The organism is Tetragenococcus halophilus subsp. halophilus DSM 20339 (assembly GCF_003841405.1).
Taxonomy (GTDB): Bacteria; Bacillota; Bacilli; order Lactobacillales; family Enterococcaceae; genus Tetragenococcus; species Tetragenococcus halophilus.
This window is the reverse complement of record NZ_PXYA01000001.1, coordinates 499467-525600: the sequence shown is the minus strand read 5'-3', so window position 1 is coordinate 525600 and position 26134 is coordinate 499467. Positions and strand designations below refer to the sequence as shown.

Here is a 26134-nt window from a genome sequence, read left to right as displayed (position 1 = left end):
TTTCTAAATCGCTAAACAAGGAGTGAACACTATGTATGACAACACAAATACAAATCAACCGGTTCGCTGTTCTTTCTGTGGTAAAACACAAGAAGAAGTAAGGAAAATCGTTGCCGGTCCGGGTGTTTACATTTGTGATGAATGTATTAATTTATGTAAAGATATTATCGATGAAGAATTTTATGAAGATGTTGACCAAGAACTTACTGAAGTACCAAAACCTCAAGAAATTTTAGATGCGTTAAACGACTACGTTATAGGACAAGATGAAGCTAAAAAAGCATTATCAGTAGCTGTTTATAACCATTATAAAAGAGTAAATGCACAAGCTTCTTCTAAAAATGAAGACGAAGAAGACGTAGAATTACAAAAAAGTAATATCTGCTTGATTGGTCCTACTGGTTCGGGAAAAACTTTCTTAGCGCAAACATTAGCAAGAACTTTGAATGTACCTTTTGCGATTGCAGATGCAACCAGTCTTACCGAAGCTGGCTATGTTGGTGATGATGTAGAAAATATTCTCTTAAAACTTTTACAATCAGCAGATAATAATGTTGAAAAAGCTGAAAAAGGGATCATTTACATTGACGAGATCGATAAGATTGCACGTAAAAGCGAAAATGTTTCGATTACACGAGATGTTTCAGGTGAAGGCGTACAACAAGCACTGCTGAAAATCTTAGAAGGTACTACTGCAAGTGTACCTCCACAAGGCGGACGTAAACATCCACAACAAGAAATGATTCAAATTGATACAAGCAATATCTTATTTATTGTTGGCGGGGCTTTTGACGGCATCGACGCTATTGTTAAGAATCGCTTAGGTGATAAAACGATTGGATTTGGCGCTAATAATCAAAGTATTTCAGAAGATGATAGCGTAATGCAAAATATTATTCCAGAAGACTTGCTAAACTTTGGCTTGATCCCAGAATTTATCGGTCGTTTGCCTGTAACAGCAGCTTTAGAAAAATTGACAGAAGATGATTTGATTCGTATTTTAACTGAACCTAAAAATGCTTTAGTTAAACAATATAAGAAATTGTTGGCTTTAGATGATACTGAACTTGAATTTGATGAAGATGGTTTGTCAGCTATTGCTAATAAAGCGATTGAGCGTGGTACAGGTGCTCGGGGACTACGTTCGATCATTGAAGAAATCATGATGGATACGATGTTTGACGTTCCTTCTAAAGAATCAATTAAGAAAGTCGATATTACTGAAGGTGCGGTTAATGGCACCAGCGCGCCAGAAATTACCTATGAAGAAGAGAAAAAAGCAGGCTAGTTACATTGAACCGGATAGAGTGATTTCTATCCGGTTTTGTTTCTAAAAAGTCAACTAGGAGGAAGTTATGAAAGTTCATGCAGCAGAAATTGTCATCAGTGCTGTTTCCAAGAAACAATATCCTAAATCTGCTTTAGCTGAAGTTGCTTTAGCAGGACGTTCAAATGTGGGGAAATCTTCGTTTATCAATACTTTAATTGATCGAAAAAAATTAGCACGTACCTCTTCTAAACCAGGTAGAACGCAAACCATTAATTTTTATCTGATCGAAAATAAATTTCACTTTGTAGATCTACCAGGTTATGGTTATGCTAAAGTGTCAAAACAAGAACGCGCCAAGTGGGGTGAGATGATTGATGAATATTTTGCCAATCGTAAGCAACTACAAGCGGTTGTATCTTTAATCGATATGCGTCATGACCCTTCAGAAGGGGACATACAAATGTATGATTTTTTGAAGTATTATAATTTTCCAGTGATTGTCGTCGCAACTAAGGCTGATAAAGTGGCTAAGAATAAGAGAGAGCAACAAATAAGTAGAATTAAGGAAATCTTGGATTTTGATGAAAATGATCGTTTCGTGGTGTTCTCGACTGTAACTAAAGAAGGTAAAGAAGAAGCCTGGAAAGCGATAGAAGAATTTATATAAAAAAGTTCCGAGAGTAGGCGAAATAATCGTACTTCTCGGAACTTTTTTATTTTTTATTTTTTTCGACTGTATTTTCTTCTTTATCTTTTTTAGACTCTGGATGTAAGAAGCGTTCTAAGTCTTGCTTTTCATCCTTTTTATTTTTGTCTTCATCGGGTAGAAAGGCGAATTCATCAAACTTTTGATCTAAGATATTATCTTGTTTAAATTTTAATCCCATAATACCACCTCCACTAAAAGTAGTCTATCACGAAATTTTTGTTATTGCATATAAAACGGAATAATTTTAACAACACTTTAAAAAAATTTTTTATAAGTACATTAAAGTGACAAAACAATGAGATTAGTCAGAATTAAAAACAGTACTTTCAGAAATTAACGAACTAGTTATCTTTTTGAACAATAGTGTTGTACATACTAGATATGAAAAAAACTTCGAGTAAGAAGAATTTTCTCTTTACTCGAAGCTTTTTAATGAAAAGATCATATAATTATTTAATTGGCTTTTTCAAAAGACCTAACATAACGCCTGCAATAATTGCGCCAATGATAACAAATAATATATACCATAGCGGTTGGCTAACAAGAGCAATGACAAAGATACCGCCGTGAGGAGCCATCAAACGAATGCCCATAGCACCAACTAAACCACCAGTGATTGCAGAACCAACGACAAAACTTGGAATTGCGCGAAGTGGGTCAGCAGCGGTAAATGGAATGGCACCTTCAGTTACAAAGGAAGCTCCCATAATAACGTTAGTTAAACCAGCTTGATTTTCTTGCTCAGTAAATTTATTTTTAAATAAGCGAGTGGCTACAAAGATTGCCAAAGGTGGAACCATACCACCAGACATAACAGCTGCCATTACAAGACTTCCGCCTTGAGCAATTGTTGCTGCAATCGTACCTGTACCAAAAACGTAAGCTGCTTTATTGAAAGGCCCCCCTAAGTCAATAGCCATCATTCCAGCTAATAGTGCACCTAATAAGGCCGCATTAGCGCCACTTAAGTTCAGTAAGAAACTGTTCAATCCATCATTGATTACTTTCATTGGAACGTTAATTAAAAGCATAAGGAAGCCAGTAATTAAAAGACCAAAGAAAGGGAAGAACAGAATGGTTTTAATTCCATCTAGTGATTGCGGTAGACCTTTTAATATTTTACGTAGAAATTCAACAACATAACCACCAACGAAACCGCCTATTAAAGCACCGATAAATCCAGCGCCGCCTTGTTCAGCAATCGCACCAGCAGCAAAACCAGTAACTAAACCTGGTCGGTCACTAATACTCATTGCAATAAAACCAGCTAATACCGGAAGCATAAAGCCAAAGGCAGCATTACCAATTTGGTTGAACCAATCAGCGACTTGGTTATAATTTCCTAATTGATCTAAAGCATCTTGTGGAACGCCCATCCATTGGTCGATCATAAAGGAAAGAGCCATCATAATTCCACCGGCAACAACAAATGGTAGCATGTGAGATACACCATTCATCAAATCTTTATAAATCTTTTGTCCGACGGATTGTTTTTCGCCTTCAGAACTGCTTTGGCTTTGGCTTGATTGTTCCTCACTACTTTGATAAATTGAAGCATTCCCACTTAAAGCATTGTTGATGAGCTCTTCAGGTCGACGAATACCATCACTAACTGGGCGAGAAACGACAGGCTTACCACCGAAACGATTCATTTCTACGTTCGTGTCAGCAGCAATTACCACGCCACTTGCACGAGCAATATCATCTGAAGTTAAACGGTGCTTGACACCTTCAGAACCATTAGTTTCGACTTTAATGTCAATCCCCATGTCTTTAGCTTGATTTTTCAGAGAGTCTTCTGCCATATAAGTATGGGCAATTCCTGTTGGACAAGCTGTTACAGCCACAATAAATGGACGATCAGCTGAATCAGTTGATTCCGTTTTTTCTGCAGATGATTGATCTGTTTGTTCTTCTTGCTCTTCATCATCATCTTGTTCCACTTGTGCAAAAGCCGCTTGAACGTCATCAGGTGTTTGAGCATTGTTTAATTCTTCTACAAAGTCTTGGTTGACTAATTGACGTGATAAGGCAGCCAAGGCTTGTAAGTGGGTATCATCAGCGCCTTCAGGAGCAGCGATCATAAAAAACAGATAAGTTGGCTGTCCATCAAGCGCTTCATAGTCCACGCCTTGCTTACTTTTAGCAAATAGAACAGTCGCTTCTTTTACAGCGTCATTTTTTGCGTGAGGCATAGCGATGCCATCGCCCAAGCCAGTAGAAGTTTGTTCTTCGCGCGCTAAAATTCCATCTTTAAATTGGTCAATATCAGTAATTCTGCCAACATCGTAAAGCTTTTGTACCATCTCATCGATCGCAGCTTTTTTCTCTGTTGCTTGCAGATCCATAATCATGGCTTCTTTAATCAATAAATCATTGATATTCATTATATAAGCCTCCTATATATTTTTAACTGTTATTTCTGGTAACAAGTCGTTAATAAATTTAGCACTAGCTAGATCATCTGAAAAAGTCGTCGCACTGCCACAAGCAACGCCCCATTTAAAAGCTTCTAGCGCATCGCTGCTTTTAGAAAATTCTCCGATAAAACCAGCAATCATGGAATCACCAGCACCGACTGAATTTTTAACTTCATGTTTTAAAACATTAGAAAGGTAAGTGCCATCTTCTGTAATCAATAAAGCGCCATCGCCAGCCATAGAAATAATCACATTTTTGGCGCCATCAGTTAACAATTTCTTCCCATAAGTAATAATATCATCTAATGATTGCAAGTTTGTATGGTAGAGTTCAGCTAATTCATGGTTGTTTGGTTTTACTAACAATGGTTTTTCTGGCAGAGCAGCGAGTAAATCATCACCCGTTGTATCAATCACAAATTCGGCACCATTTTCTTTTATGATCTTCACTAATTCTTGGTAAAAACCTTCTCGTAGACTACCAGGCGTACTTCCTGATAAAACAACAATATCGCCAGTAGTAATAAGTTCAGAGAGGGTGAACTTCAAACGATTAATTTCATCGTCATTTAAATCAGGGCCTAATCCATTGATTTCTGTTTCTTCTTCAGCTTTTAATTTAACATTGATTCGCGTATCCTGTTCAACTTTAGTAAATTGACTGCGAATGCCTTCTTCAACCAACCATTTTTCAATAAAATCGCCAGTAAAACCACCTAAAAAGCCAAGGGCACAAGAAGATGAACCAATACGTTGTAAAATACGAGAAACATTGATTCCCTTTCCTCCAGGAAGCTTAAAGTCTTCTGTCATACGATTTACATTTCCAGTGTTTAACTGCTTGATGTGAACAATGTAATCGATTGAAGGATTTAGTGTTAAGGTGTATATCATTGCTTGACCTCCTTTAGCATTGTTTGTTCTTGGAAATCCTTTAGAAGTTTTGATGGACAACTATCAGTAATAATTTTAGCCGCTTTTAACGGAGCAACTTGAGCAAAAGCGATTTGCTGAAGTTTCGAATGGTCAATTAATACATAGTTTTGTTGACTCTGTTTTAACGCCCATTTTTTGACAGCTGCTTCTTCTGGATCTGGTGTAGTAAAACCAGCTTCTACTTCAGCACCGTTCATTCCTAAAAAAGCTTTACTGAAACGAAACTTACCTAATTGTTGAAGGGCGGTAGAACCTAAAGTGGCATTTGTTGATAGCTTAATCGTACCCCCTAAGATAATCGTTTCAATTTGCCGATCGATTAAAAGAGAAGCATGTTTTACTGAATTTGTAACGACTTTAATCGATAGATCCTGTGAAATAAACTGAATCATCTCAATTGTAGTTGTTCCTGCATCAAGATAGATAACATCTTCTTTATTTAGTAAATCAGCGCAAAATTTTGCGATCTGAACTTTTTGTTGATGAAACTTCTCTTCTTTTTCATCCATCGAGGCTTCAAAAGTGAGATGTGATGGTTTTTTTGCGCCCCCATGAACACGAGCAAGCATTCCTTGTTCTTCAAGATTTTGTAAATCACGACGAACAGTTGATTCTGATGCTTTGAGCGGTTTCATAAGTTCGCTTACTGTGATTACATTATTTTCAGTCAAAAGATCTAAAATAATTTGATGTCTCTTTTCTGTAAGCATTTCCAATCAATCCTTCCGAACACATTTTATCACGATTTATTTTCAATATCAATCAAAAACAAGCATAATCAGTCAATTATTTTGCTAAATAGCGATATAGTCAAAAAAAGTGTCAGTAAGCAATGATTTTAAGTCCTACTTACTGACACTTTTGCTAGATCATTTTATTTAATCAAAGTCTTTTGTCTCAATTCTTTTTTTACCAAGGCGGCATGCTGGCTGTCTGTTAAGATAATAAGCATATCTCCCATCTGTAAAATTGTATCGCCGTGCGGTATAATATCTTCTTGTTCACGTCTTATAGCCACTAGCAATGTGTCTTTTGGCCAAGAAAAGTCACGGACTGCATAACCATCTAACACACTTTCAGCAGTGACTGGGTACTCGATTGTTGTCTTCTCATTTGTATTGGCAATTTTTTTATGGGAAACTAAGCGATCAAGCAGAGATTCATAGATTGGATGTCCTCCCAGCAAATCTACTACAATATAAGCGATCAAAGAAACAAAACCTAGTGGCATTAAGTGATTGATCGAGCCGACCATTTCCGTGACAAGAATAATCGCTGTAAGAGGTGCTTTTCCAATAGCTGTAAAATAACCAGCCATTGAAATAATAATAAAGTTTTTTAAATAATATTCTTCAACACCTAAATAGCTAATTGAAAATTCCCCAAAGAGTGCTCCTAAAATAGCACCTAATGACAAAATAGGTAAAAATATCCCTCCTGGAAGATTGGAACCATAAGAGATCATGGAAAAGATGTAACGTAATAAAAATAAGAACAAAAGTAGAAGAAGTGGAAAATGATTTTCTTCCAAACTTAAAATAATTTGATTACCCCCACCTAAAAGTTGTGGAAGATAAAAGCCAATTGGAATCACTAGTACTAAAGGGACAATCCCGTAAAAAGCAGCGGGAATAGGTAATTTGTTAAACCACTTTGGCAGATCGAGTAAATTTTTTTGATAGAGTCTGCCTAAAACACCTAAAATTATTCCTAGTATCATGAGTAAACCATAATATTTTAAAGGTAAATCCTGCATATGTCCCAAATACAAAACAGGCTGTAGCCCGAATATATAAAGAGAAATAAAATTAGCAATAATTGCTGAGACAAGAGAAGTTAACCAGATCAGTGGGGAAAAGGTATGATGAATCTCTTCGACAATAAATAATACCGCTGCGATAGGCGCATTAAAAGCGGCCGCTAAACCGGCGCTAGCGCCGCTAGAAATTAAAATCTTTTGCTCGTATTTAGGAGAGTGGTACATATTACTTAATCCTTGTCCCACAGAAGCGCCTAATTGGATCGAAGGACCTTCACGTCCCAGAAATAAACCAGTCCCTACTGAAAGGATACCACCGACAAATTTACGCCAAAGAACTGGAAACCAACGATAATGAACTTCTTCTTCTAACATGCCTTCAACTTGTGGAATTCCACTGCCGGTAATATGAGGTTGTCCCTTAATCAGATAACCTACAAATAATGCGATAACAACAGATATTACGCCCCAAAGAATAAGCCATAGAGGCTCATTCTGCGAAAACACATAGAAATTTTGGACATATTCGGTCATTTTTTCAACCGCTAGACGAAAGATACTTCCTAAAACTCCAGAAATAAGTCCGACGATCACACCCTTTAAAATAAATATCGATCTTGTTTGTTCAATTTTATTAAATTTATTTAACATTTTTTCACCTTCGTTATAAGTTTACCGCGCTTTTTCTTTAAGGACAAATATTTTTTTATAATAACTAAAAAACAAATGGTATCATTTGTTTTTAAACGTTGTCAAAAAGCAGGGAGTGAGCACTGTTCGGTTTATTGAAAGAAAAGAACATGCTATAATTGAATGGATTGAAAAAGAAAGGATGTTTATCGGTGCCATCCCAAAAAGAATTATTAAAAAACATGAATCAAAAACAAGAAGAAGCAATCACAACAACTGAAGGTCCATTACTTTTAATGGCAGGTGCGGGTAGTGGGAAAACACGTGTACTAACACATCGTATCGCTTATTTAATTGAAGAAAAAAGTGTAAATCCTTGGAATGTTTTGGCGATTACTTTTACAAATAAAGCTGCCAAGGAAATGAAAGAACGGGTGAAAGCTTTACTAGATGTTCAAGCAGAAGGTGTTTGGGTCTCGACCTTTCATTCAATGTGTGTCCGTATTTTAAGAAGAGATGTAGATCTTATCGGCTATTCACAAAACTTTACAATAGTGGATCCTGCCGAACAACGCACATTAATGAAAAATGTGTTAAAAACACTCGACATCGATCCTAAAAAATATGATCCGCGAGGGATTTTAGGAAACATCTCCAACGCCAAAAATGCTTTACTTACACCTGAAGAGTATCAACAAACGCAAGGGAGCTATTTTGAAGAGATTGTAGGACGTTGTTATGAAGTATATCAAAAAGAACTACGCAAAAATCAAAGCATGGACTTTGACGATTTAATCATGAATACTATTACATTACTTAAAAATAATGAAGAAGTTTTACAGTATTATCAAAATAAATTTCAATATATCCATGTAGATGAATATCAAGATACCAACCATGCGCAATACATTTTAGTTAACCTTTTAGCTAAACGATTAAAAAATTTATGTGTGGTAGGAGATGCTGATCAAAGTATTTATGGTTGGCGTGGCGCAGATATGCAAAATATTTTGGACTTTGAAAAAGATTATCCTGAAGCACAAACGATTTACTTAGAACAGAATTATCGTTCGACTAAAAATATTTTACAAGCTGCTAATCAAGTCATCACAAACAATCAAAACCGTAAAGATAAAAAATTATGGACAGATAATACAGCTGGACAAACAATCTCTTACTATCGGGGAGATTCTGAGCGAGATGAAGCGCAATTTGTAGTTAAAAATATCCAGCAAACCATTGACACTGAAGGAAAAGAATATGGAGACTTTGCTGTATTATATCGTACAAATGCACAATCTCGTGTCATTGAAGAGATGTTATTAAAAGCTAATATTCCTTACACTATGGTGGGAGGACATAAATTCTACGATCGGAAAGAAATCAAAGATGTCCTAGCTTACTTAAATGCGATTGCTAATCCTGAGGACTCACTGAGTTTAGCGCGTATTATTAATGTACCCAAACGTGGTATTGGACCGGGAACGTTAGAGAAGTTAAATGATTTTGCCGATTTTAACGGCATGCCGCTTTTAGAAGCAACGGAAAATATTGAATTGTCGAATATAAGTGGTAAGGTAATGAAAAAATTAAAAGCATTCGGCGATATGATGGTTAATTTTAATCAAATGATTCCCTATTTGTCCATGACAGAATTAACAGAAGAGGTATTACAAAAAAGCGGGTATTACGATGAGTTAAAATCTCAAAATACACTTGAAGCCCAAGCCCGTCTGGAAAACTTAGATGAATTTCTTACTGTTACACAAGAATTTGATAAGCAGTATGAAAATCAAGCAGAAGAAGACAGAGAATCACCAGAAAATAAGTTGACTGTTTTTCTTAATGACTTATCTTTGCTTTCTGATGTGGATCAATATGAAGAAGAAAGCTCAGAAGTCACTTTAATGACCCTGCATGCGGCAAAAGGTTTAGAATTTCCGGTGGTTTTTCTCATCGGAATGGAAGAAAATATCTTCCCGCTGGCTCGTGCAGCGATAGAAGAAAGCGAATTAGAAGAGGAACGTCGCTTAGCATATGTTGGTATTACACGTGCGGAGGAAAAACTATACTTAACAAATGCTCTTTCTAGAATGTTATACGGAAAACCACAATACAATCGTCCTTCACGCTTTATAGAAGAAATTGATCCAGAATTATTGTCTTCTGATCAACCGGTTATTTACAAAAATCAACGTATTTCTGCAAGGGAGCCTCAAGAGCGCCAAAATTTTGCTGCTAAAAGAAATGCTGGAAGTAAAGCAGTCTCCACTAAAAATCCAACAGTTGCAGAAAATACAGATTGGCAAATTGGGGATAAAGCCAAACATAAAAAATGGGGAGTAGGCACGGTCGTAAAAGTTAGTGGGAATCAAAAAGACGTAGAACTTGATATTGCTTTTCCTAATATGGGAATTAAACGATTATTGGCAGCTTTTGCGCCAATTGAAAAAGTGGAATAAAGGAGACAAGAAAAATGGTTGAAGACTCAGTGGTAAAAAGAGCCAAAGAACTAAGAGAGCAATTAAACCAGTATTCCTACGAATATTATGTAAAGGATGCCCCCAGTGTCGAAGACTTTGTCTATGATTCTTTATATCAAGAGCTTGTTGACATTGAAAATAGGCATCCTGAATTAGTAACCGAAGACTCGCCCACTCAACGCGTAGGCGGTAGGGTATTAGAAGGTTTTGAAAAAGTTGTTCATAATGTTCCTTTGTATAGTTTAAACGATGTTTTCAATAAAGAAGATATTACAGCTTTTGATCAACGTGTACAAAAAGCTTTAGGCCATCAAGTATCTTATACCTGTGAGTTAAAAATCGATGGTTTATCTGTTTCTTTACGCTATGAAGATGGAAAGTTAGTGCAAGGAGCAACTCGCGGCGATGGCTCGGTCGGTGAAGACATTACAGAAAACCTTAAGACAGTGCGCTCTATTCCATTAAAATTAAAAAATTCAGTTACTTTGGAAGCCCGGGGCGAATGTTACATGCCCAAAAAGTCTTTTATGCGTTTGAATCAAAATCGCGAAGAAGAGGGGCAAGATATATTTGCGAATCCCAGAAACGCTGCGGCTGGAAGTCTACGGCAATTAGATACTAAAATAACCGCTAAACGAAATTTAAGTACATTCTTATACTCTGTGGCAGATACCAATTCTCTTTCTTCTTCTTCCCAATACGAGGCCTTACAAGAATTAGAAGATTTAGGTTTTCAAACTAACCAAGAACGCAAGCTTTGTCGCTCCATTGATGAAGTCTGGGATTATATTGAAGACTTCCAAGAAAAACGTGGAGATTTGCCCTATGAGATCGATGGTGTGGTGATTAAAGTAAACGACTTTGATCAACAAGAGACACTGGGTTATACTGTCAAAGCTCCTCGCTGGGCCATTGCTTATAAGTTCCCGCCTGAAGAGGCTCAGACAGTTATCAGAGACATTCAGTGGCCAGTGGGGCGTACAGGCGTTTTAACCCCAACGGCGATCATGGATCCTGTGAAAGTAGCAGGAACGACTGTAAGCCGGGCAAGTCTGCATAATGATGATTATATTCAAGAAAAAGATATTCGAATAAATGATAAAGTCGTCATTTACAAAGCTGGCGATATTATTCCTGAAGTCGCTCACGTAATTTTTGAAGAACGGGACAAAGACAGTGAGCCTTATCAGGCACCGGAAACTTGTCCAGTTTGTGGCAGTAAAGTGGTCCATTTGGATGAAGAAGTTGCACTGCGCTGTATTAATCCAAAATGTCCAGCACAAATCAAAGAAGGGCTTAATCACTTTGTTTCAAGAAACGCGATGAATATCGAAGGCCTAGGTCCGCGAATATTAGATCAGATGTATGAAAATCGCTTGGTTAAAGATGTGGCTGATCTATATTATCTGGAAAAAGAAGATTTACTAGGCCTTGAAAAAATTAAAGATAAATCAGCGAACAATATTTTAAACGCCATTGCAGAAAGTAAAGGTCGTTCAGCTGACCGTTTGATTTTTGGTTTGGGTGTGTGGCATGTTGGAGCTAAGGCAGCTAAAATATTACTTGAGCATTTTAAAACCGTCCGCGCCTTGCAAAAAGCTTCAAAAGAAGAAATCAATTCTCTTTATACCTTGGGAGAAACAATTGCTGATAGCGTTGTGACCTATTTTTCTAAAAAAGAAATGGATGAACTACTAACTAAATTAGAAAAAGCGGGGGTCAATTTTGAATACTTAGGTAAGACTTCTAGTGAATTAGCGGAAGTAGCGTCTGTTTTTAAAGATAAGACGGTTGTATTAACAGGGAAATTAAATCAGTATACTCGCTCAGAAGCTAAAAAACAGATTGAAAATCTGGGAGGTAAAGTCACTGAGAGTGTTTCTAAAAATACAGATATCGTTGTAGCTGGCGAGGATGCAGGGAGTAAATTAACCAAAGCGCAAGATTTAAATGTTACCGTTTGGCAGGAAGATCAGATGGTTGAAGCATTGGAAAATAGTTCGACCAAAAAAAATAATAATGTAAACTTTTTTTGATAATTATTCAATGATTTTCAATAAAGTGATATAATACAGTGAAAATAATTTGTAAAAATATAATGAAGATACAATTGAGGGGGATATTATGGCGATCCGTGAAGAACAAGCAAAACATGTAGCCGCATTAGCAAAACTATCTTTTTCAGAAGATGAATTACATCAGTTTACTGAGCAATTAGGAGAAATTATTGATCTAGTCGAAACGCTAGAAGAAGTAGATACAACTGATGTCGCACTTACTTCTAATGTCAATGATGAAATTAATGTAATAAGAGAAGATCAACCATTAAATGGTACTGATCGCAACGCTTTAATGAAAAATGCACCAGAATCCGAAAATGGTTTTATAAAAGTACCTGCGATTCTTGATGAAAAGGAGAGTGAAGCATAATGTCTAAAATTTACGGTAAAACATTGGAAGAATTACATGCTTTACTCGTGTCAAAAGAAATAACAGTGGTTGAATTAATTCAAGAAACTTTTGATCGTATTAAAGAAGTAGAAACAGATATTGATTCTTTTATCACTTTAAATGAAGAAAAAGCTTTAGAAATGGCAAAAGCAATTGATGCAAAAGGTGTTAGTGAAGAAAATATCCTAGCAGGACTTCCGATCGGAATCAAAGATAATATCGTAACTAAAGATCTTCTGACAACTGCCGCTTCTAAGATTTTATACAATTTTGAACCAATATATGACGCGACTGTCATGGATAAAGTTTATCAATCCGATATGATTCCTGTAGGAAAATTAAATATGGACGAATTCGCTATGGGTGGTAGTACGGAAAATTCTTACTTTAAAAAAACAAAAAATGCATGGGATCAAACAAAAGTTCCGGGGGGTTCTTCAGGCGGTTCTGCTGCAGCGGTAGCCAGCGGTCAAATCCCGCTTTCTTTAGGGACTGATACGGGAGGTTCAATTCGCCAACCAGCAGCATTTAACGGTATTGTTGGTATGAAGCCAACTTATGGACGCGTTTCTCGTTTTGGTCTGATTGCTTTTGGTTCTTCTTTAGACCAAATTGGACCATTGACACGTACGGTTAGAGATAACGCTTTGGCTTTAAACGCAATTAGTGGTTTTGATGAAAAAGATGGAACTTCTTCTGGAAAAAGCGTGCCTGATTTTACAGCCGAACTAGATAGCGGGATCGAGGGGATGAAAATCGCTTTGCCTAAAGAATATTTAGATGAAGGCGTAGATTCTGATATTAAGGAGGCTGTTTTAAAAGCAGCAGACACTTTCCGTAAACTGGGCGCAACAGTAGAAGAAGTCAGTTTACCTCATTCTAAATATGGTGTAGCTGCCTATTATATTATCGCTTCTTCTGAAGCTAGTTCTAATTTACAGCGTTATGATGGTATTCGTTATGGTTATCGCAGTGAAAATGCAGCAACCTTAGAAGATGTCTATGTTAACTCACGTAGTGAAGGTTTTGGCGATGAGGTGAAGCGTCGTATCATGTTAGGAACCTTTTCTTTGAGCGCTGGTTATTATGATGCTTTCTTTAAAAAGGCGGCACAAGTTCGTACGCTGATTAGAGAAGATTTTAAAAATGTATTTGCTGATTATGATTTGATTCTGGGCCCAACTACACCAACAGTTGCTTTTGGCTTAGGTGAAAAGATCGATGATCCAGTGACGATGTATACTAACGATGTCTTGACCATTCCAGTGAACCTTGCTGGTTTGCCAGGTATGTCACTTCCTTGCGGCTTTTCTAATGACTTGCCAATCGGACTACAATTAATTGGAAATCATTTCGATGAAGAAACAATCTACAAAGCAGCGTATTCTTTTGAACAAACAACGGATTTCCATAATAAAAAATCTGAAATATTTGAAAGGAGTAAGTAAATGAACTTCGAAACTGTGATCGGACTTGAAGTCCACGTAGAATTAAAAACCAATACGAAGATTTTTTCTCCTGCTCCTGCTCATTTTGGAGCAGAACCCAATAGCAATACTAATGTTATCGACTGGGGATATCCAGGTGTTTTGCCAGTAATAAATAAATCTGCTTTAGAATATGGCATGAAAGCCGCTTTAGCTTTGAACTGTGATATCTCACAAGAAACCCATTTTGACCGAAAAAATTATTTCTATCCAGATAATCCAAAGGCCTACCAAATTTCTCAACTTGATGATCCTATTGGTCATGATGGCTGGATTGAAATTGATGTTGAAGGTCAAAAGAAAAAAATTCGGATTGAACGTGTCCATCTAGAAGAAGACGCGGGGAAAAATATGCATGGTATCGGTGGCTATTCTTATGTTGATTTAAACCGCCAAGGCACACCGCTTATCGAAATTGTTTCTGAAGCGGATATGCGTTCTCCTGAAGAAGCTTATGCTTATCTAGACGCTTTACGCTCAATTATCCAATTTACCGGTGTTTCTGATGTGAAAATGGAAGAAGGGTCACTACGTTGTGATGCGAATATTTCATTACGTCCTTTAGGCCAAGAAGAATTTGGTATTAAGACTGAATTGAAAAACCTAAATTCTCTAAACTTCGTGCGAAAAGGTTTAGCTTTTGAAGAAAAACGTCAAACCAAACTTTTACTATCTGGCGGTTCTTTACAACAAGAAACACGCCGTTTTGATGAAGCAACAGGCGAAACAGTGTTAATGCGGGTAAAAGAAGGTTCGTCTGATTATCGTTACTTCCCGGAACCAGACATCCCGAATTTTGAAATTGATAATGCTTGGGTAGATAAGATCAGAGAATCACTACCAGAAATGCCTAAAGATCGTCGCCAACGCTATATCAATGAACTGGGCATACCAGAATATGACGCCAAAGTGCTTACGTTATCAAAAGAAATGTCGGATTTCTTTGAAGAAACCATTCAACAAGGCGCGGATGCTAAGCAAGCTTCAAACTGGCTGATGGGAGATGTTTCAGCTTACCTTAATAGCGAAAAACTAGATTTAGCCGATACACAATTGACAGCAAGTAATTTAGCTGGCATGATACAGTTGATCAGTGATGGTACGATAAGTTCTAAAATCGCTAAGAAAGTTTTCCAAGAGTTAATTGAAAAAGGCGGCGAACCTAAAGAAATCGTAGAAGCCAATGGTTGGATACAATTATCAGATCCAGCACAGTTACTGCCAATGATCAATGAAGTTTTAGATAATAATCAACAATCGATTGATGACTTTAAAAATGGAAAAGACAAAGCGATTGGCTTTTTGGTAGGTCAAATTATGAAGTCCACTAAAGGTAAAGCCAATCCAGGTGTAGTCAATAAACTGTTAAAAGAAGAACTAGAGAAACGATAAGAGGTAATCATGGAAAGAGCGCGGGTAATTTATAATCCAACTTCAGGAAAAGAGTCTATGAAAAGAAACTTGGCTGACATTTTAGCTGTTTTGGAAAAAGCAGGCTATGAGGCAAGTGCGTTTGCTACGACTTCGATTCCATATTCTGCAACAAATGAAGCAAGAAGAGCAGGGCAAGCTGGCTTTGATCTCATTGTTGCAGCAGGTGGTGATGGCACAATCAACGAAGTAGTCAATGGAATAGCTCCTTTAGAAAGACGTCCAAAAATGGCGATTATTCCTGGAGGTACAACAAATGACTATGCTAGAGCCTTAAAAATTCCAAGAGACAATATAAAAGCGGCTGCTGAAGTTATTTTAAAAAATCAGACAGTAAAAATGGATGTCGGTAAGACGCCTAACAATTATTTTATTAATATTGCAGCGGGTGGACATTTAACAGAATTAACCTATGAAGTTCCTTCAGAGTTAAAAAGAGTGTTTGGTTATCTAGCTTATTTAGCAAAAGGCGCGGAGTTACTGCCGCAAATTAGACCCATCAAAATGCACTTGAAATTTGATGAAGGAGAATATGATGGCAAAGCTTCTATGTTTTTCTTAGGGTTAACAAATTCTGTCGGTGGGTTTGAACAAATTGTTCCTGACGCTAAACTTGATGATGGCAAATTTTCTTTAATTATCGTAAAAACCGCGAATATCTTTGAAGTTTTACATTTAGTAGCGATTATGCTCAGAAATGGAAAACACATTGAAGACCCCCGAGTGATTTATACGAAGACGACTAAATTAGAAGTTTCCGTACCGCAATCACAAAAACGATTAATGATCAATTTAGATGGAGAATACGGTGGCGATGCACCTATGACTTTTGAAAATCTGCACCAGCACATTGAAATGTTTGCCGATGTAGATGAGATACCAGATAGTGCCGTATCGACTGAAGAAGAGCTGGAAGAAATCAGTGAAGGATTCATCAAAGAAGTCGAACGTTTAAATGATGAAGAAATCGATGATGAAAACAAAGAAAATGATGAAAATAGCTAACTTTAAGCTATTAACGAATATTTGTATTGAAAAAAGGGAGCACATGAAGTGTTTCCTTTTTCTTCATTTATGGATAAATAGGTGCTATAATTTATTTCTGAGCGTTCTAAATGGTTTGAGAAGGAGAAAACATTTATGGAAGAAATGCCTGTTAAAAAAAATCAGGAGTTAGAAGTAACGGTCGTTGATTTATCTCATTTAGGCATGGGCGTTGCAAAGGTCGATGCCTATCCAATTTTTGTCGAAAATGCTTTACCACAAGAAAAAATACTAGTTAGAATTGTTAAAGTAGGTAAAAAGTTTGGTTTTGGAAAGATGCTTTCTATTATCCAGAAAAGCCCTTACCGTCAAGAAGTAGAAAATGAAGATCTATTACGAACAGGTATTGCACCGCTTAGTCATTTAAAGTATGAACAACAGTTGGCATTTAAAAAAGCACAAGTTAAAAATGTTTTAAAAAAGACAGCTAGAATGCCTGAGATCCAAGTTGAAAAAACGATAGGCATGCGGCAACCCTTTGGTTATAGAAATAAAGCACAAATTCCCATTCGTAAAATTGATGGTATTTTACAAACAGGCTTTTATCGTAAGAATAGTCATGAATTAGTACCTATCGATCATTTTTTTATTCAAGATCCAGCAATTGATGCAGCGATTATAGTTATTCGAGAAATTTTACAACAATTTGAAGTAAAAGCCTATAACGAAAAAAATAATAGCGGATTTTTACGACATATTGTTATTCGTCGTGGCTATCAAACACATGAAATGATGGTTGTTTTAGTCACTCGTAAAGAACATTTTGTCCAAGGAGAAAAAATTGCGCAGGCTATTCAAGAAAAACTGCCAGAAGTTGTTTCTATTATGCAAAATGTGAATCCAAAACAAACCAATGTAATTATGGGCACCCAAGAAAAAGTTTTACTAGGACGCAATGATATCTATGATCGTTTATTAGGAAAAACTTTTCGCATTTCAGCTAAATCATTTTATCAAGTAAATACCCCTCAAGCTGAAGTTTTATATCAAAAAGCCTTTGAATTAGCTGATTTAAAAAAATCAGATGTTGTCATTGACGCTTATTCAGGAATCGGAACCATTGGATTGTCACTAGCCAATCAAGTCAAACATGTTTATGGCATGGAAACAATTACACAGGCAGTAATAGACGCCCAAGAAAATGCGAAATTAAATAATATCGACAACGCCGATTATGTTACTGGTAAAGCTGAAGACGTCATGCCAAAATGGCAAAAAGAAGGCATTCAGCCGGAAGTGATTTTTGTCGATCCGCCGCGTAAAGGATTAGATCAATCTTTTATTGAAACTGCCTGTCAGATGAAACCAGAAAAATTTATCTATATTTCATGTAATCCGGCAACGATGGCAAGAGATCTAAAAGTATTTGCAGAACAAGAGTACTTTACAGATAGTATCCAACCCGTTGACTTATTTCCGCAAACGCATCATGTGGAAACAGTGATGATGTTAAAACAGAAATAATTAAAGTAAGAAGAAATGTTTACTTTAGTTTTTAAGTAAACATTTCTTCTTTATAACATAATACTGATATTTAACAAACAATTGCTTAACTTAATCTTTAGTTTCAGCAGTAATATTTAGTTTAAAAATTCGTCTATTCAAATATACGAATGTAGGCATTTTCTCTTTTTAAAAGGCTAACCATATGATATTTACAACAAATGAATTGTAAGGAAAAGTATTTAAAGCAACGACCTTCATGTTTTAATATCAAGCTTACTTAGCTCAGTTCGTGAGTGGATAATGTTTTCACTTTTTATTAGTCCTTCAATGACTCGATAAATGATAAAAACAACTAAGTTCCACTATTTAAATACAAACTTCAAATCAGATCTTGGTAAAAATAATTCACTTGATGTTATGATTAAGTATAGAAGTGAAGAGGAGATGTTTTAATGAAAGTATTAGTTATTGGTGCCCATGGTAGTGTTGGTAAAATCTTGGTAAAAAAACTACAAGAATCCCAAAACCACTTTCCAATTGCCATGGTACGTAAAAAAGATCAGTTAGAAGCCTTCAAAGAGCAAGGTGTAGAAGCTGTTTTGGCAGACTTGGAAGGATCTATTAGTGATATCAGTCAAGCAGCTAAAGATGCTGATGCTATTGCATTTACCGCAGGTTCTGGTGGTAGCACTGGTGCAGATAAGACCATGTTTGTCGATCTAGATGGTACGGTAAAAGCCGTAGAAGCAGCTAAGGATGCTGGTATTGATCGTTTTGTTATTGTTAGTGCACTGGGTAGTCAACAATGGTTAGAAGATCCTCATCCAGACTGGTTAGATCAATTAGGTCCTTATTATCCTGCGAAATTTTACGCCGACCAATGGCTTAAAAATAGCGGCTTAGATTATACAATCGTACGTCCAGGCCTTCTTTCCGATGATGAAGCTGCAGGAAAAGTTAAATTAGCCAAAACACTCGTTGAAAGCGGGAAGATTACTCGCAGTGACGTTGCACAAATTATTGTTGATAGTATAGATAATGATGACACTCGTAAAAAAGAATTCGACGTCATAAATGGTGACACTCCGATCAAAGAAGCATTAAAAGAGTTAGAACAATAAATAAGTACTAAATTAATATGAAAAGCAATTGTGTTCTTTTTAAAAGAGCCTAATTGCTTTTTTTGTCATTCTATAGAATAATAGTGGAATAACTAACTGCTAAGGAGGTATTTATGCAATACAAAATTCGCGCAATGGAAGAAAAAGATTGGTCGTCTGTCTATGATATCTATCGCCAAGGAATGGAAACAAATTTAGCAACTTTCACTGTTGAAAATTTAAGTTATGAAGAATTCGATCACGAGCGTCTAAAAGAAGGCCGTTTTGTACTATTAGATGAACAAAAAGTTGCAGGTTGGACAACTTTGAAACAAGCTTATACGATTCCTCAATACCATGGAGTAGCGGAAGTTAGTATCTATATCGATCAAAATTACCAAGGAAAGGGTGTAGGATCAAGATTATTAAATCATCTAGTTGATTATTCAGAAAGAATCGGTTTGTGGACTTTAGAAGCTGATATTTTTGCTAACAACTATGGCAGCCAGCGTCTACATGAAAAATGTGGCTTTCGTAAAGTTGGTTATCGGGAAAAATTAGGAAAAGATCAATATGGTGTATGGCGTGATTCTGTATTAATGGAGCGCAGAAGTAAAAAAGTAGGTATTGAATGAAAGGAGCTAATGAATGACAGTTCGTTGTGATTGGGCTAAAACAAGTCCTTTAATGCAAGATTATCACGATTATGAGTGGGGAAAAACTACGCAAGATGATAGGAAACTTTATGAATTGCTTCTATTGGAAAGTATGCAAGCAGGCTTGAGTTGGTCAACTATTTTAGATAAAAGAGAGAATTTTCGCTCAGCTTTTGACCAATTTGATTACACAAAAGTTGCAAATTATAATGACAATAAGATTGCGGAATTGTTAACTAATCCCAAAATCATTCGTAATCATTTAAAAATAAACGCTGCAGTGAATAATGCCCAAATGATTTTAAATATGCAGGAAAAATATGGGAGTTTTTCAACTTATATTTGGTCTTTTGTTGAAAATCCTATCATTAACCACTGGCAAAGCATGGAAGAAATACCAGCAAGTAGTAACTTGTCAAAACACATAAGTAAAGAATTAAAAAAAGTAGGATTTAAATTTGTGGGGCCTACCATTATTTATTCTTTCATGCAGGCAATCGGAATGGTCGATGATCATATAGAGACATGTTCATTTAAATACGAAAATAAATAAACATTGCATTTTTATTCACGGATCTTTTTTGTATAATAAATGAATATATGCATTTTTAATAGGATGTATATAAATTTAATGAACATGTAGTTAGCTACTTTATCCAACACATATATACTTTAATATGGGATATTCAGAAAAATGTATAAAAATAAAATAAAAAATACTTTCTCTTTTGTTCAAATTATGATAAGATAAATTGCAATTAATAAATGAATTTTTATGCAATTATTTTAAATAAGAAGGGTAGATAGCAAATGGGAAAGTTTAAAAGGGTATTTTTAGTTTTATTACCGTTGTTTCTATTGTTTGCACAGCTGTTTCCGATAACACAGGTAGCAGCTGAGGAAGAACAAGATGAACATTATGAGGCTATTCAAGATCGTGGGGAGCTAGTTGTTGGCTTGTCAGCTGACTATGCACCTTATGAATTTCATGCTACAGTAAATGGAGAAGATGAAATCGTAGGTTTTGATATTTCTATCGCACAAAAGATTGCGGATGATATGGGCGTAGATTTACGTGTCGAAGAAATGGGCTTTGATGCTTTACTGGGCGCTTTAGATACAGAAAAAATTGATTTGATTATTTCTGGTATGTCGCCAACACCTGAACGTTTACAGGAAGTGGATTTTTCTGAACCATACATGAATTCACAGCAACGTTTAGTGGTAAGAGAAGAAGACCAAGATAAATACACTAGTGGTGAGCAATTTGAAGATGTTCCGGTTAGTGTTCAAAAGCAAACTACTCAAGAAGAACTAGCAAATGATGAATTAAAAGACGCACAAGTCACTTCCTTGCAAAAAATTCCAGATGTTGTAATGAACCTAAAAAACGAGAAAGTAGATGCTGCTATATTAGAAGGTCCGGTGGCTGAAGCTTATGTAGAAGAAAACGACGATCTGGCTTTATCTGATCTAGAATTTGAAGAAGGAGACAAAGAAACAGCGGTCGCCTTTCCTAAAGACTCGCCAGTGTTAGCTGAAAATATTAATGGTTCTATTCAAACAATCAATGATGAAAACTTAATGGAAGGCTATCAAGAAGAAGCTAATGAATTGATGTTTAGTGAGGAAGACCAAGGTTTTTTTGCTAAATATTATCCTTACTATCTTTCAGGAACTGGCTATACTATTCTTTTAGCGATCATTGGCGTAATTTTTGGTATCATTCTCGGTGTCATTTTTGCTTTGATGAAATTGTCTTCTATAAAAATTTTACGAGTATTAGCTTCCATCTATATTGAGTATGTTCGAGGAACGCCTTTATTAGTACAAATCTTTATTGTTTATTTCGGAACAGGAATCTTAGGTCTTGATTTTTCACGTTTTGTGGCTGGCTGTATTGCATTATCGCTTAATAGCGCCGCTTATGTCGCAGAAATTATTCGCGCTGGGATCAACGGTGTAGATAAAGGGCAAATGGAAGCTGCGCGCTCACTTGGTATGGATCGTACAGAGTCTATGCGTTATATTATTTTCCCGCAAGCAATTAAAAATATCCTTCCAGCTTTAGGGAATGAATTAGTTACCGTCATCAAAGAATCTTCAGTGATTTCAGTAATTGGTGTTTCCGAGCTGATCTTTCAAGCTGGGAATGTACAAGGTGCAAGTTTTAAACCCTTCTTGCCTTATCTAATTGTTTCGCTGATTTACTTTGTATTGACGTTTACGCTTTCTCGTTTGTTAGGATTTGCTGAAAGGAGAATGAAGACAAGTGATTAATATTGAAAATTTGCATAAATCATTCGATAAAAACGAAGTGTTAAAAGGAATTGACTTATCAGTTGATGCTGGTGAAGTTGTCGTGGTTATTGGCCCATCCGGTAGTGGCAAAAGTACTTTCTTACGTTGTTTAAATTTATTAGAACAACCCACCGAAGGAACGCTTTTATTTGAAGGTAATGATCTTTTAGCAAAAGAAAATGACATTGATAAATTAAGACAAAAAATGGGGATGGTCTTTCAAAATTTTAATTTATTTCCCCATAAAACGGTTTTAGAAAATATTACGATTAGTCCTATTAAAGTAAAGGGACAAAGTGCAGAAGAAGCAAATAAAAAAGCACATGAATTGTTGGACTTAGTAGGTTTAACTGATAAAGATGACAGTTATCCAGCGAGTCTTTCAGGGGGACAGCAACAAAGAGTAGCCATTGCAAGAGCCCTGGCGATGGATCCTGATGTTATGTTGTTTGATGAACCTACTTCTGCTTTGGACCCAGAGATGGTAGGCGAAGTGTTATCTGTTATGAAGACCTTAGCTGAAGAAGGAATGACGATGATCGTTGTCAGTCACGAAATGGGTTTTGCAAAAGAAGTCGCTGATCGAGTGATTTTCATGGATGATGGTATCGTTCAAGAAGAAGGTTTACCCGAAGAGATTTTTGACCATCCAAGAAACGAACGAACACAAAGCTTTTTGAAAAAAGTATTATAAAGTAAGTGGGAGGAAATTACTCATGAATCGCTATAATTTAGCAAAAAAGTATCAAGAACCAGAAGAAAATATTATGATGGACATTGGGGCATTGGCGAAAAGTCAGGAAGGATTGATCGATTTATCGATTGGTGATCCCGATTTAATTACAGATGAACGTATCATTGAACAAGCAGCCCAAGATGCCAAAGCTGGACATACGCGTTATACCGCATCTGATGGTAGTGCAGCTTTCATTCAAACGGTTATTGATCATTATAAAAGCCGTTATGACCTAGACCTTGCCACTAATCAAGTACGTGCGACTGTAGGAGCGATGCATGGCATGTATTTGACACTTTTGGCGATTACCGATCCTGGCGATGAGATTATTATCCATGAGCCCTATTTTTCTCCTTATAAAGATCAAATTGAATTAGCTGGAGGCACTCCAGTTGTTATACCTACTTATGAAAAAGATGGCTTTCAACTAGAAGCAGATGTATTAGAACAAGCGATTAGCGAAAAGACAAAAGCTGTAGTGATTAATTCGCCTAATAACCCAACTGGAGCGGTTTTCTCAGAGGAAACTTTCCAAAAAATTGCGGATATTGCGATTCAACACGATTTATTTATTCTTTCTGATGAAATTTACGAAGAACTGGCTTTTGATCATTCATTTACACCTATGGCAAAATTTGCGCCAGAAAACACCATAACATTCAGTGGCTTTTCAAAGTCTTTTGCGATGACAGGTTGGCGTATCGGTTATATGATTGCCCCCTCTTATGTTAGTGAAATAGCCAAACTAATCAACGAAAATATTACTTATTCCGCACCATCTATCTCGCAACAAGCGGGTATTTATGCGTTACAACACGCCGATGAGCTTATCCCCGAAGTTGTCAATGTTTTTAAAGAACGTCTCGCCTATGTAAAAAAACGGGTTGATGAGATTGATTTTCTCCACTTAGGAGAAGTGCAAGGAACAATGTACGCATTTATAAATATCGCTGATACACACTTAGATTCTGCTGCTTTTACTAAAAAATTACTGGATGAAACGCAAGTGCTTGTGGTACCGGGTAAGGCATTTGGCGTTACTACTGGTGATCAACATGTTCGTCTAGCTGTCACACAAGAAATCGCTATGTTAAAGGAAGCTTTTGATCGGATTGAACAAATGAAATTTTAAACTTTCAAACCAACAGTTAACTAAAAATTAGCTGTTGGTCTTTTTTAAAATGAATGATACTTTTAGCAAAAATCATGGTAAAATAGTTAGGAAAAATAAAATTAAAGGAGTCATTTCATTGTTTAATACCTTTATTTGGGATTTTGATGGGACGTTGTTTGATACTTATCCGATGATTGTACAGGGTTATTTGCAAGCTTTAAAAGAATATCATATCGATAGTACAAAAGAAGAAGTTTATCAGATTTTAAAAGAATATTCTTCGGCTAAGATCGCTGAAAAATATCAATTAGATTTTGCCGAGTTATCTAAAAGAGCAAAAGTTTATGAAGAAAAACCTGCTTACGAGCCTCAAAGTTTTACAGGAACAAAAGATGTTTTGTCCTTTATTGTTGCAAAAGATAAAATAAATATGATTTTATCTCATCGTAGACAAGCATCAACACAGGCCTTATTAAAAAAAGAACAATTAGCTGATTTAGTTACAGAAGTTGTAGGTCCAGAAAATAATTTTCCCAGAAAACCGGATCCAACTTCACTGAATTATTTGTTAAAGCAGTATGGACTTGATCCTAAAAAAACGGTAATGATCGGCGACCGTGCCTTAGATGTAAACGCTGGTAAAAACGCTGGCGTTGCAACTATATTTTTTGATAATGAGAATTTGCTTACTGATATTCAAGCAGACCATCGAGTCACATCTATGAAAGAAATAGAGAAATTTGTTTAAGCATCAAGACTTTTTAACTTAGGAAAAAAATTTCTTTTGTTAAAAAGTTTTGGTGTTTTTTTGCGTACTTATAGGTGAAAGGAGGAGAGGACACTGATGATAAAAGAACGGCTTAAAAAATTTTTACCTTTAATTTTAGCTACTTTAGTTACAGTTTTTGTGCTTGTCATTTATTTTAGTCAATCAAATAATGAACAAGCTGATGCTTGGGAGGAAAATGAGAGCGCATTTCAACAAGCAACTGAAGATAGTGAAAAAACAACAGAAGAAACAGGAAAAATCATCGTAGATATTAAAGGAGAAATCAATAAGCCTGGCGTTTATGAACTAGAAGGCGATGCGCGAGTAAAAGAGGTCATTTTAGAAGCAGGAGGTTTAACTAAACAAGCAGAAAAAAAGCAATTGAATTTAGCTGAAAAGTTACAAGATCAACAAATGATTTATATACCTAATAAAGAAGAAGCCGAAGAAATGGAGATTGATGGTGATAAAGAAGCAGAAGATAACAATGAGGATATGATCGATATTAATGCAGCAGATATCAATGAATTACAAAAAATAAGCGGCGTAGGACCTGCCAAAGCACAAGCTATCGTTGATTATCGGGAAGAAAATGGTGCTTTTGAGAGTGTCGATGAATTAAATGAAATTTCAGGATTTGGGGAAAAGACAGTTGAAAAATTGCGTGATTCGATTAAAATATAGTATAAGTAAGATCAAGAAAGGAGGAAAATGATGGCAGACAAACGCATTCCATGGGATCAGTATTTTATGGCCCAAGCACTACTTTTATCATTAAGAAGTACTTGTAGCCGTCTGGAAGTTGGCGCGACTTTAGTTAAAGACCGACGGATCATCGCCGGAGGATACAATGGTTCTGTTTCCGGTGATAAGCATTGTATTGACCATGGCTGTTATCTTGTGGATGGTCACTGTATTCGTACGATTCATGCAGAAATGAACGCTATTTTACAATGTGCTAAATTTGGGATTTCTACTGCAGGCGCAGAAATTTATGTGACTCATTTTCCTTGTTTGCAATGTACTAAAGCATTGTTACAAGCAGGTGTTAAGACAATTCATTATCTTAATAATTACCATAATGATTCTTACGCTTTAGAATTGATCAACCAAGTTGGTGGCGCCGTCCACCAAGTCACACTTGAACCTCATTATTTTGAAAAATTATCTTTTGGTCAATTGCATGAACCACAGGATTGATTTTTCCTGGAAAAATCAATTAGTCTTCCCCATAATTATAGCTGCTAGCTTATTAAATGCTTATTTACTGCAACAACCCCTTTTATTGTTGGTTAGTATTTACTTTTCATTTGTTCTCTGCTGCAAAAAGCAAGTTGTCTTAGGGCTATTGTGTATTTTTTGCAGCTTTTTTCTATTGCTAAGGGCCCATAC

At 36.2% G+C, this 26134-nt stretch carries 23 protein-coding genes; 18 read left to right on the top strand and 5 right to left on the bottom strand.

The annotated features are described in order from the left end of the window. Positions 1-31: 31 nt before the first annotated feature. Both clpX and yihA read left to right on the top strand, forming a co-directional pair. Positions 32-1288 (top strand): ATP-dependent Clp protease ATP-binding subunit ClpX, encoded by a 1257-nt coding sequence (clpX, locus tag C7K42_RS02475; protein ID WP_103097087.1) that lies wholly within the window; start codon positions 32-34, stop codon positions 1286-1288. Between the two features lie 67 nt (positions 1289-1355). Further along, positions 1356-1937, top strand: a complete 582-nt coding sequence (gene yihA / locus C7K42_RS02470; RefSeq protein WP_103099535.1) for a ribosome biogenesis GTP-binding protein YihA/YsxC — start codon at positions 1356-1358, stop codon at positions 1935-1937. A 46-nt stretch (positions 1938-1983) separates the two neighbouring features. On the opposite strand, the gene C7K42_RS12835 is transcribed toward yihA, so the two are convergent. The 5 genes from C7K42_RS12835 to C7K42_RS02450 form a co-directional block, all read right to left on the bottom strand. Continuing rightward, positions 1984-2157: an SPJ_0845 family protein gene (locus tag C7K42_RS12835; RefSeq protein ID WP_014124851.1), complete on the bottom strand. Its 174-nt coding sequence runs from the start codon at positions 2155-2157 to the stop codon at positions 1984-1986. 271 nt (positions 2158-2428) lie between these two features. Beyond that, on the bottom strand, positions 2429-4366 hold the full coding sequence (locus C7K42_RS02465) for a PTS fructose transporter subunit IIABC (RefSeq protein WP_014124850.1): 1938 nt from the start codon (positions 4364-4366) through the stop codon (positions 2429-2431). Positions 4367-4378: 12 nt separating this feature from the next. Beyond that, positions 4379-5293 (bottom strand): 1-phosphofructokinase, encoded by a 915-nt coding sequence (gene pfkB / locus C7K42_RS02460; protein WP_014124849.1) that lies wholly within the window; start codon positions 5291-5293, stop codon positions 4379-4381. Further along, positions 5290-6045 (bottom strand): DeoR/GlpR family DNA-binding transcription regulator, encoded by a 756-nt coding sequence (locus tag C7K42_RS02455; RefSeq protein WP_069028957.1) that lies wholly within the window; start codon positions 6043-6045, stop codon positions 5290-5292. Before C7K42_RS02455 ends, pfkB begins: the two co-directional genes overlap by 4 nt. A gap of 164 nt (positions 6046-6209) precedes the next feature. Then, positions 6210-7745, bottom strand: coding sequence for a ClC family H(+)/Cl(-) exchange transporter (locus C7K42_RS02450; protein ID WP_014124847.1), 1536 nt, complete (start codon positions 7743-7745; stop codon positions 6210-6212). A gap of 191 nt (positions 7746-7936) precedes the next feature. On the opposite strand from C7K42_RS02450, the gene pcrA reads away from it, so the two are divergent. The 16 genes from pcrA (at position 7937) to C7K42_RS02370 (ending at position 25942) form a co-directional block, all read left to right on the top strand. Continuing rightward, positions 7937-10186: a DNA helicase PcrA gene (pcrA, locus tag C7K42_RS02445; protein WP_014124846.1), complete on the top strand. Its 2250-nt coding sequence runs from the start codon at positions 7937-7939 to the stop codon at positions 10184-10186. Positions 10187-10200: 14 nt separating this feature from the next. Beyond that, a complete protein-coding gene (ligA, locus tag C7K42_RS02440; RefSeq protein WP_014124845.1) occupies positions 10201-12243 on the top strand; it encodes an NAD-dependent DNA ligase LigA in 2043 nt (680 codons plus the stop codon). A gap of 88 nt (positions 12244-12331) precedes the next feature. Further along, complete coding sequence (gene gatC / locus C7K42_RS02435) at positions 12332-12637, top strand: Asp-tRNA(Asn)/Glu-tRNA(Gln) amidotransferase subunit GatC (protein ID WP_103099536.1); 306 nt, start codon at positions 12332-12334, stop codon at positions 12635-12637. Beyond that, complete coding sequence (gatA, locus tag C7K42_RS02430; protein ID WP_103091698.1) at positions 12637-14106, top strand: Asp-tRNA(Asn)/Glu-tRNA(Gln) amidotransferase subunit GatA; 1470 nt, start codon at positions 12637-12639, stop codon at positions 14104-14106. Before gatC ends, gatA begins: the two co-directional genes overlap by 1 nt. Beyond that, entirely contained in the window at positions 14107-15537 is a 1431-nt protein-coding gene (gene gatB / locus C7K42_RS02425; protein ID WP_061840261.1) for an Asp-tRNA(Asn)/Glu-tRNA(Gln) amidotransferase subunit GatB, read from the top strand. It abuts the gene before it with no gap. A 9-nt stretch (positions 15538-15546) separates the two neighbouring features. Continuing rightward, positions 15547-16581 (top strand): diacylglycerol kinase, encoded by a 1035-nt coding sequence (locus C7K42_RS02420; RefSeq protein WP_014124841.1) that lies wholly within the window; start codon positions 15547-15549, stop codon positions 16579-16581. Between the two features lie 135 nt (positions 16582-16716). Next, positions 16717-18084 carry a 23S rRNA (uracil(1939)-C(5))-methyltransferase RlmD gene (rlmD, locus tag C7K42_RS02415; RefSeq protein WP_103096828.1) on the top strand — a complete coding sequence of 456 codons (1368 nt, stop codon included), beginning with the start codon at positions 16717-16719 and terminating at the stop codon, positions 18082-18084. Positions 18085-18518: 434 nt separating this feature from the next. Beyond that, the gene (locus tag C7K42_RS02410; protein ID WP_069028950.1) at positions 18519-19187 is read left to right on the top strand and encodes an SDR family oxidoreductase; all 669 of its coding nucleotides are present in this window, start codon (positions 18519-18521) and stop codon (positions 19185-19187) included. Between the two features lie 113 nt (positions 19188-19300). After that, positions 19301-19801, top strand: coding sequence for a GNAT family N-acetyltransferase (locus C7K42_RS02405; protein ID WP_103083509.1), 501 nt, complete (start codon positions 19301-19303; stop codon positions 19799-19801). 13 nt (positions 19802-19814) lie between these two features. After that, positions 19815-20375, top strand: a complete 561-nt coding sequence (locus tag C7K42_RS02400) for a DNA-3-methyladenine glycosylase I (protein WP_069028948.1) — start codon at positions 19815-19817, stop codon at positions 20373-20375. 257 nt (positions 20376-20632) lie between these two features. Continuing rightward, positions 20633-22102: an ABC transporter substrate-binding protein/permease gene (locus C7K42_RS02395; RefSeq protein WP_069028947.1), complete on the top strand. Its 1470-nt coding sequence runs from the start codon at positions 20633-20635 to the stop codon at positions 22100-22102. After that, the gene (locus C7K42_RS02390; protein WP_014124830.1) at positions 22095-22817 is read left to right on the top strand and encodes an amino acid ABC transporter ATP-binding protein; all 723 of its coding nucleotides are present in this window, start codon (positions 22095-22097) and stop codon (positions 22815-22817) included. The genes C7K42_RS02395 and C7K42_RS02390 overlap by 8 nt, the downstream gene beginning before the upstream one ends. A gap of 22 nt (positions 22818-22839) precedes the next feature. Beyond that, the gene (locus tag C7K42_RS02385) at positions 22840-23991 is read left to right on the top strand and encodes a pyridoxal phosphate-dependent aminotransferase (RefSeq protein WP_103083510.1); all 1152 of its coding nucleotides are present in this window, start codon (positions 22840-22842) and stop codon (positions 23989-23991) included. Between the two features lie 118 nt (positions 23992-24109). Beyond that, complete coding sequence (locus tag C7K42_RS02380; protein WP_103083511.1) at positions 24110-24721, top strand: HAD-IA family hydrolase; 612 nt, start codon at positions 24110-24112, stop codon at positions 24719-24721. Positions 24722-24817: 96 nt separating this feature from the next. Next, entirely contained in the window at positions 24818-25426 is a 609-nt protein-coding gene (locus C7K42_RS02375; protein ID WP_103083512.1) for a helix-hairpin-helix domain-containing protein, read from the top strand. Positions 25427-25456: 30 nt separating this feature from the next. Further along, on the top strand, positions 25457-25942 hold the full coding sequence (locus C7K42_RS02370) for a ComE operon protein 2 (protein WP_041591822.1): 486 nt from the start codon (positions 25457-25459) through the stop codon (positions 25940-25942). Positions 25943-26134 lie beyond the last annotated feature (192 nt).

Coding starts and splice junctions, on each gene's coding strand:
- ligA (WP_014124845.1), top strand. CDS start 10,201: ATGGTTGAAGACTCAGTGGTAAAAAGAGCCAAAGAACTAAGAGAGCAA.
- yihA (WP_103099535.1), top strand. CDS start 1,356: ATGAAAGTTCATGCAGCAGAAATTGTCATCAGTGCTGTTTCCAAGAAA.
- gatA (WP_103091698.1), top strand. CDS start 12,637: ATGTCTAAAATTTACGGTAAAACATTGGAAGAATTACATGCTTTACTC.
- pfkB (WP_014124849.1), bottom strand. CDS start 5,293: ATGATATACACCTTAACACTAAATCCTTCAATCGATTACATTGTTCAC.
- C7K42_RS02450 (WP_014124847.1), bottom strand. CDS start 7,745: ATGTTAAATAAATTTAATAAAATTGAACAAACAAGATCGATATTTATT.
- C7K42_RS02400 (WP_069028948.1), top strand. CDS start 19,815: ATGACAGTTCGTTGTGATTGGGCTAAAACAAGTCCTTTAATGCAAGAT.
- C7K42_RS02395 (WP_069028947.1), top strand. CDS start 20,633: ATGGGAAAGTTTAAAAGGGTATTTTTAGTTTTATTACCGTTGTTTCTA.
- C7K42_RS02375 (WP_103083512.1), top strand. CDS start 24,818: ATGATAAAAGAACGGCTTAAAAAATTTTTACCTTTAATTTTAGCTACT.
- rlmD (WP_103096828.1), top strand. CDS start 16,717: ATGGAAGAAATGCCTGTTAAAAAAAATCAGGAGTTAGAAGTAACGGTC.
- C7K42_RS02420 (WP_014124841.1), top strand. CDS start 15,547: ATGGAAAGAGCGCGGGTAATTTATAATCCAACTTCAGGAAAAGAGTCT.
- C7K42_RS02385 (WP_103083510.1), top strand. CDS start 22,840: ATGAATCGCTATAATTTAGCAAAAAAGTATCAAGAACCAGAAGAAAAT.
- C7K42_RS12835 (WP_014124851.1), bottom strand. CDS start 2,157: ATGGGATTAAAATTTAAACAAGATAATATCTTAGATCAAAAGTTTGAT.
- gatB (WP_061840261.1), top strand. CDS start 14,107: ATGAACTTCGAAACTGTGATCGGACTTGAAGTCCACGTAGAATTAAAA.
- C7K42_RS02410 (WP_069028950.1), top strand. CDS start 18,519: ATGAAAGTATTAGTTATTGGTGCCCATGGTAGTGTTGGTAAAATCTTG.
- clpX (WP_103097087.1), top strand. CDS start 32: ATGTATGACAACACAAATACAAATCAACCGGTTCGCTGTTCTTTCTGT.
- C7K42_RS02455 (WP_069028957.1), bottom strand. CDS start 6,045: ATGCTTACAGAAAAGAGACATCAAATTATTTTAGATCTTTTGACTGAA.
- C7K42_RS02465 (WP_014124850.1), bottom strand. CDS start 4,366: ATGAATATCAATGATTTATTGATTAAAGAAGCCATGATTATGGATCTG.
- gatC (WP_103099536.1), top strand. CDS start 12,332: ATGGCGATCCGTGAAGAACAAGCAAAACATGTAGCCGCATTAGCAAAA.
- C7K42_RS02370 (WP_041591822.1), top strand. CDS start 25,457: ATGGCAGACAAACGCATTCCATGGGATCAGTATTTTATGGCCCAAGCA.
- C7K42_RS02405 (WP_103083509.1), top strand. CDS start 19,301: ATGCAATACAAAATTCGCGCAATGGAAGAAAAAGATTGGTCGTCTGTC.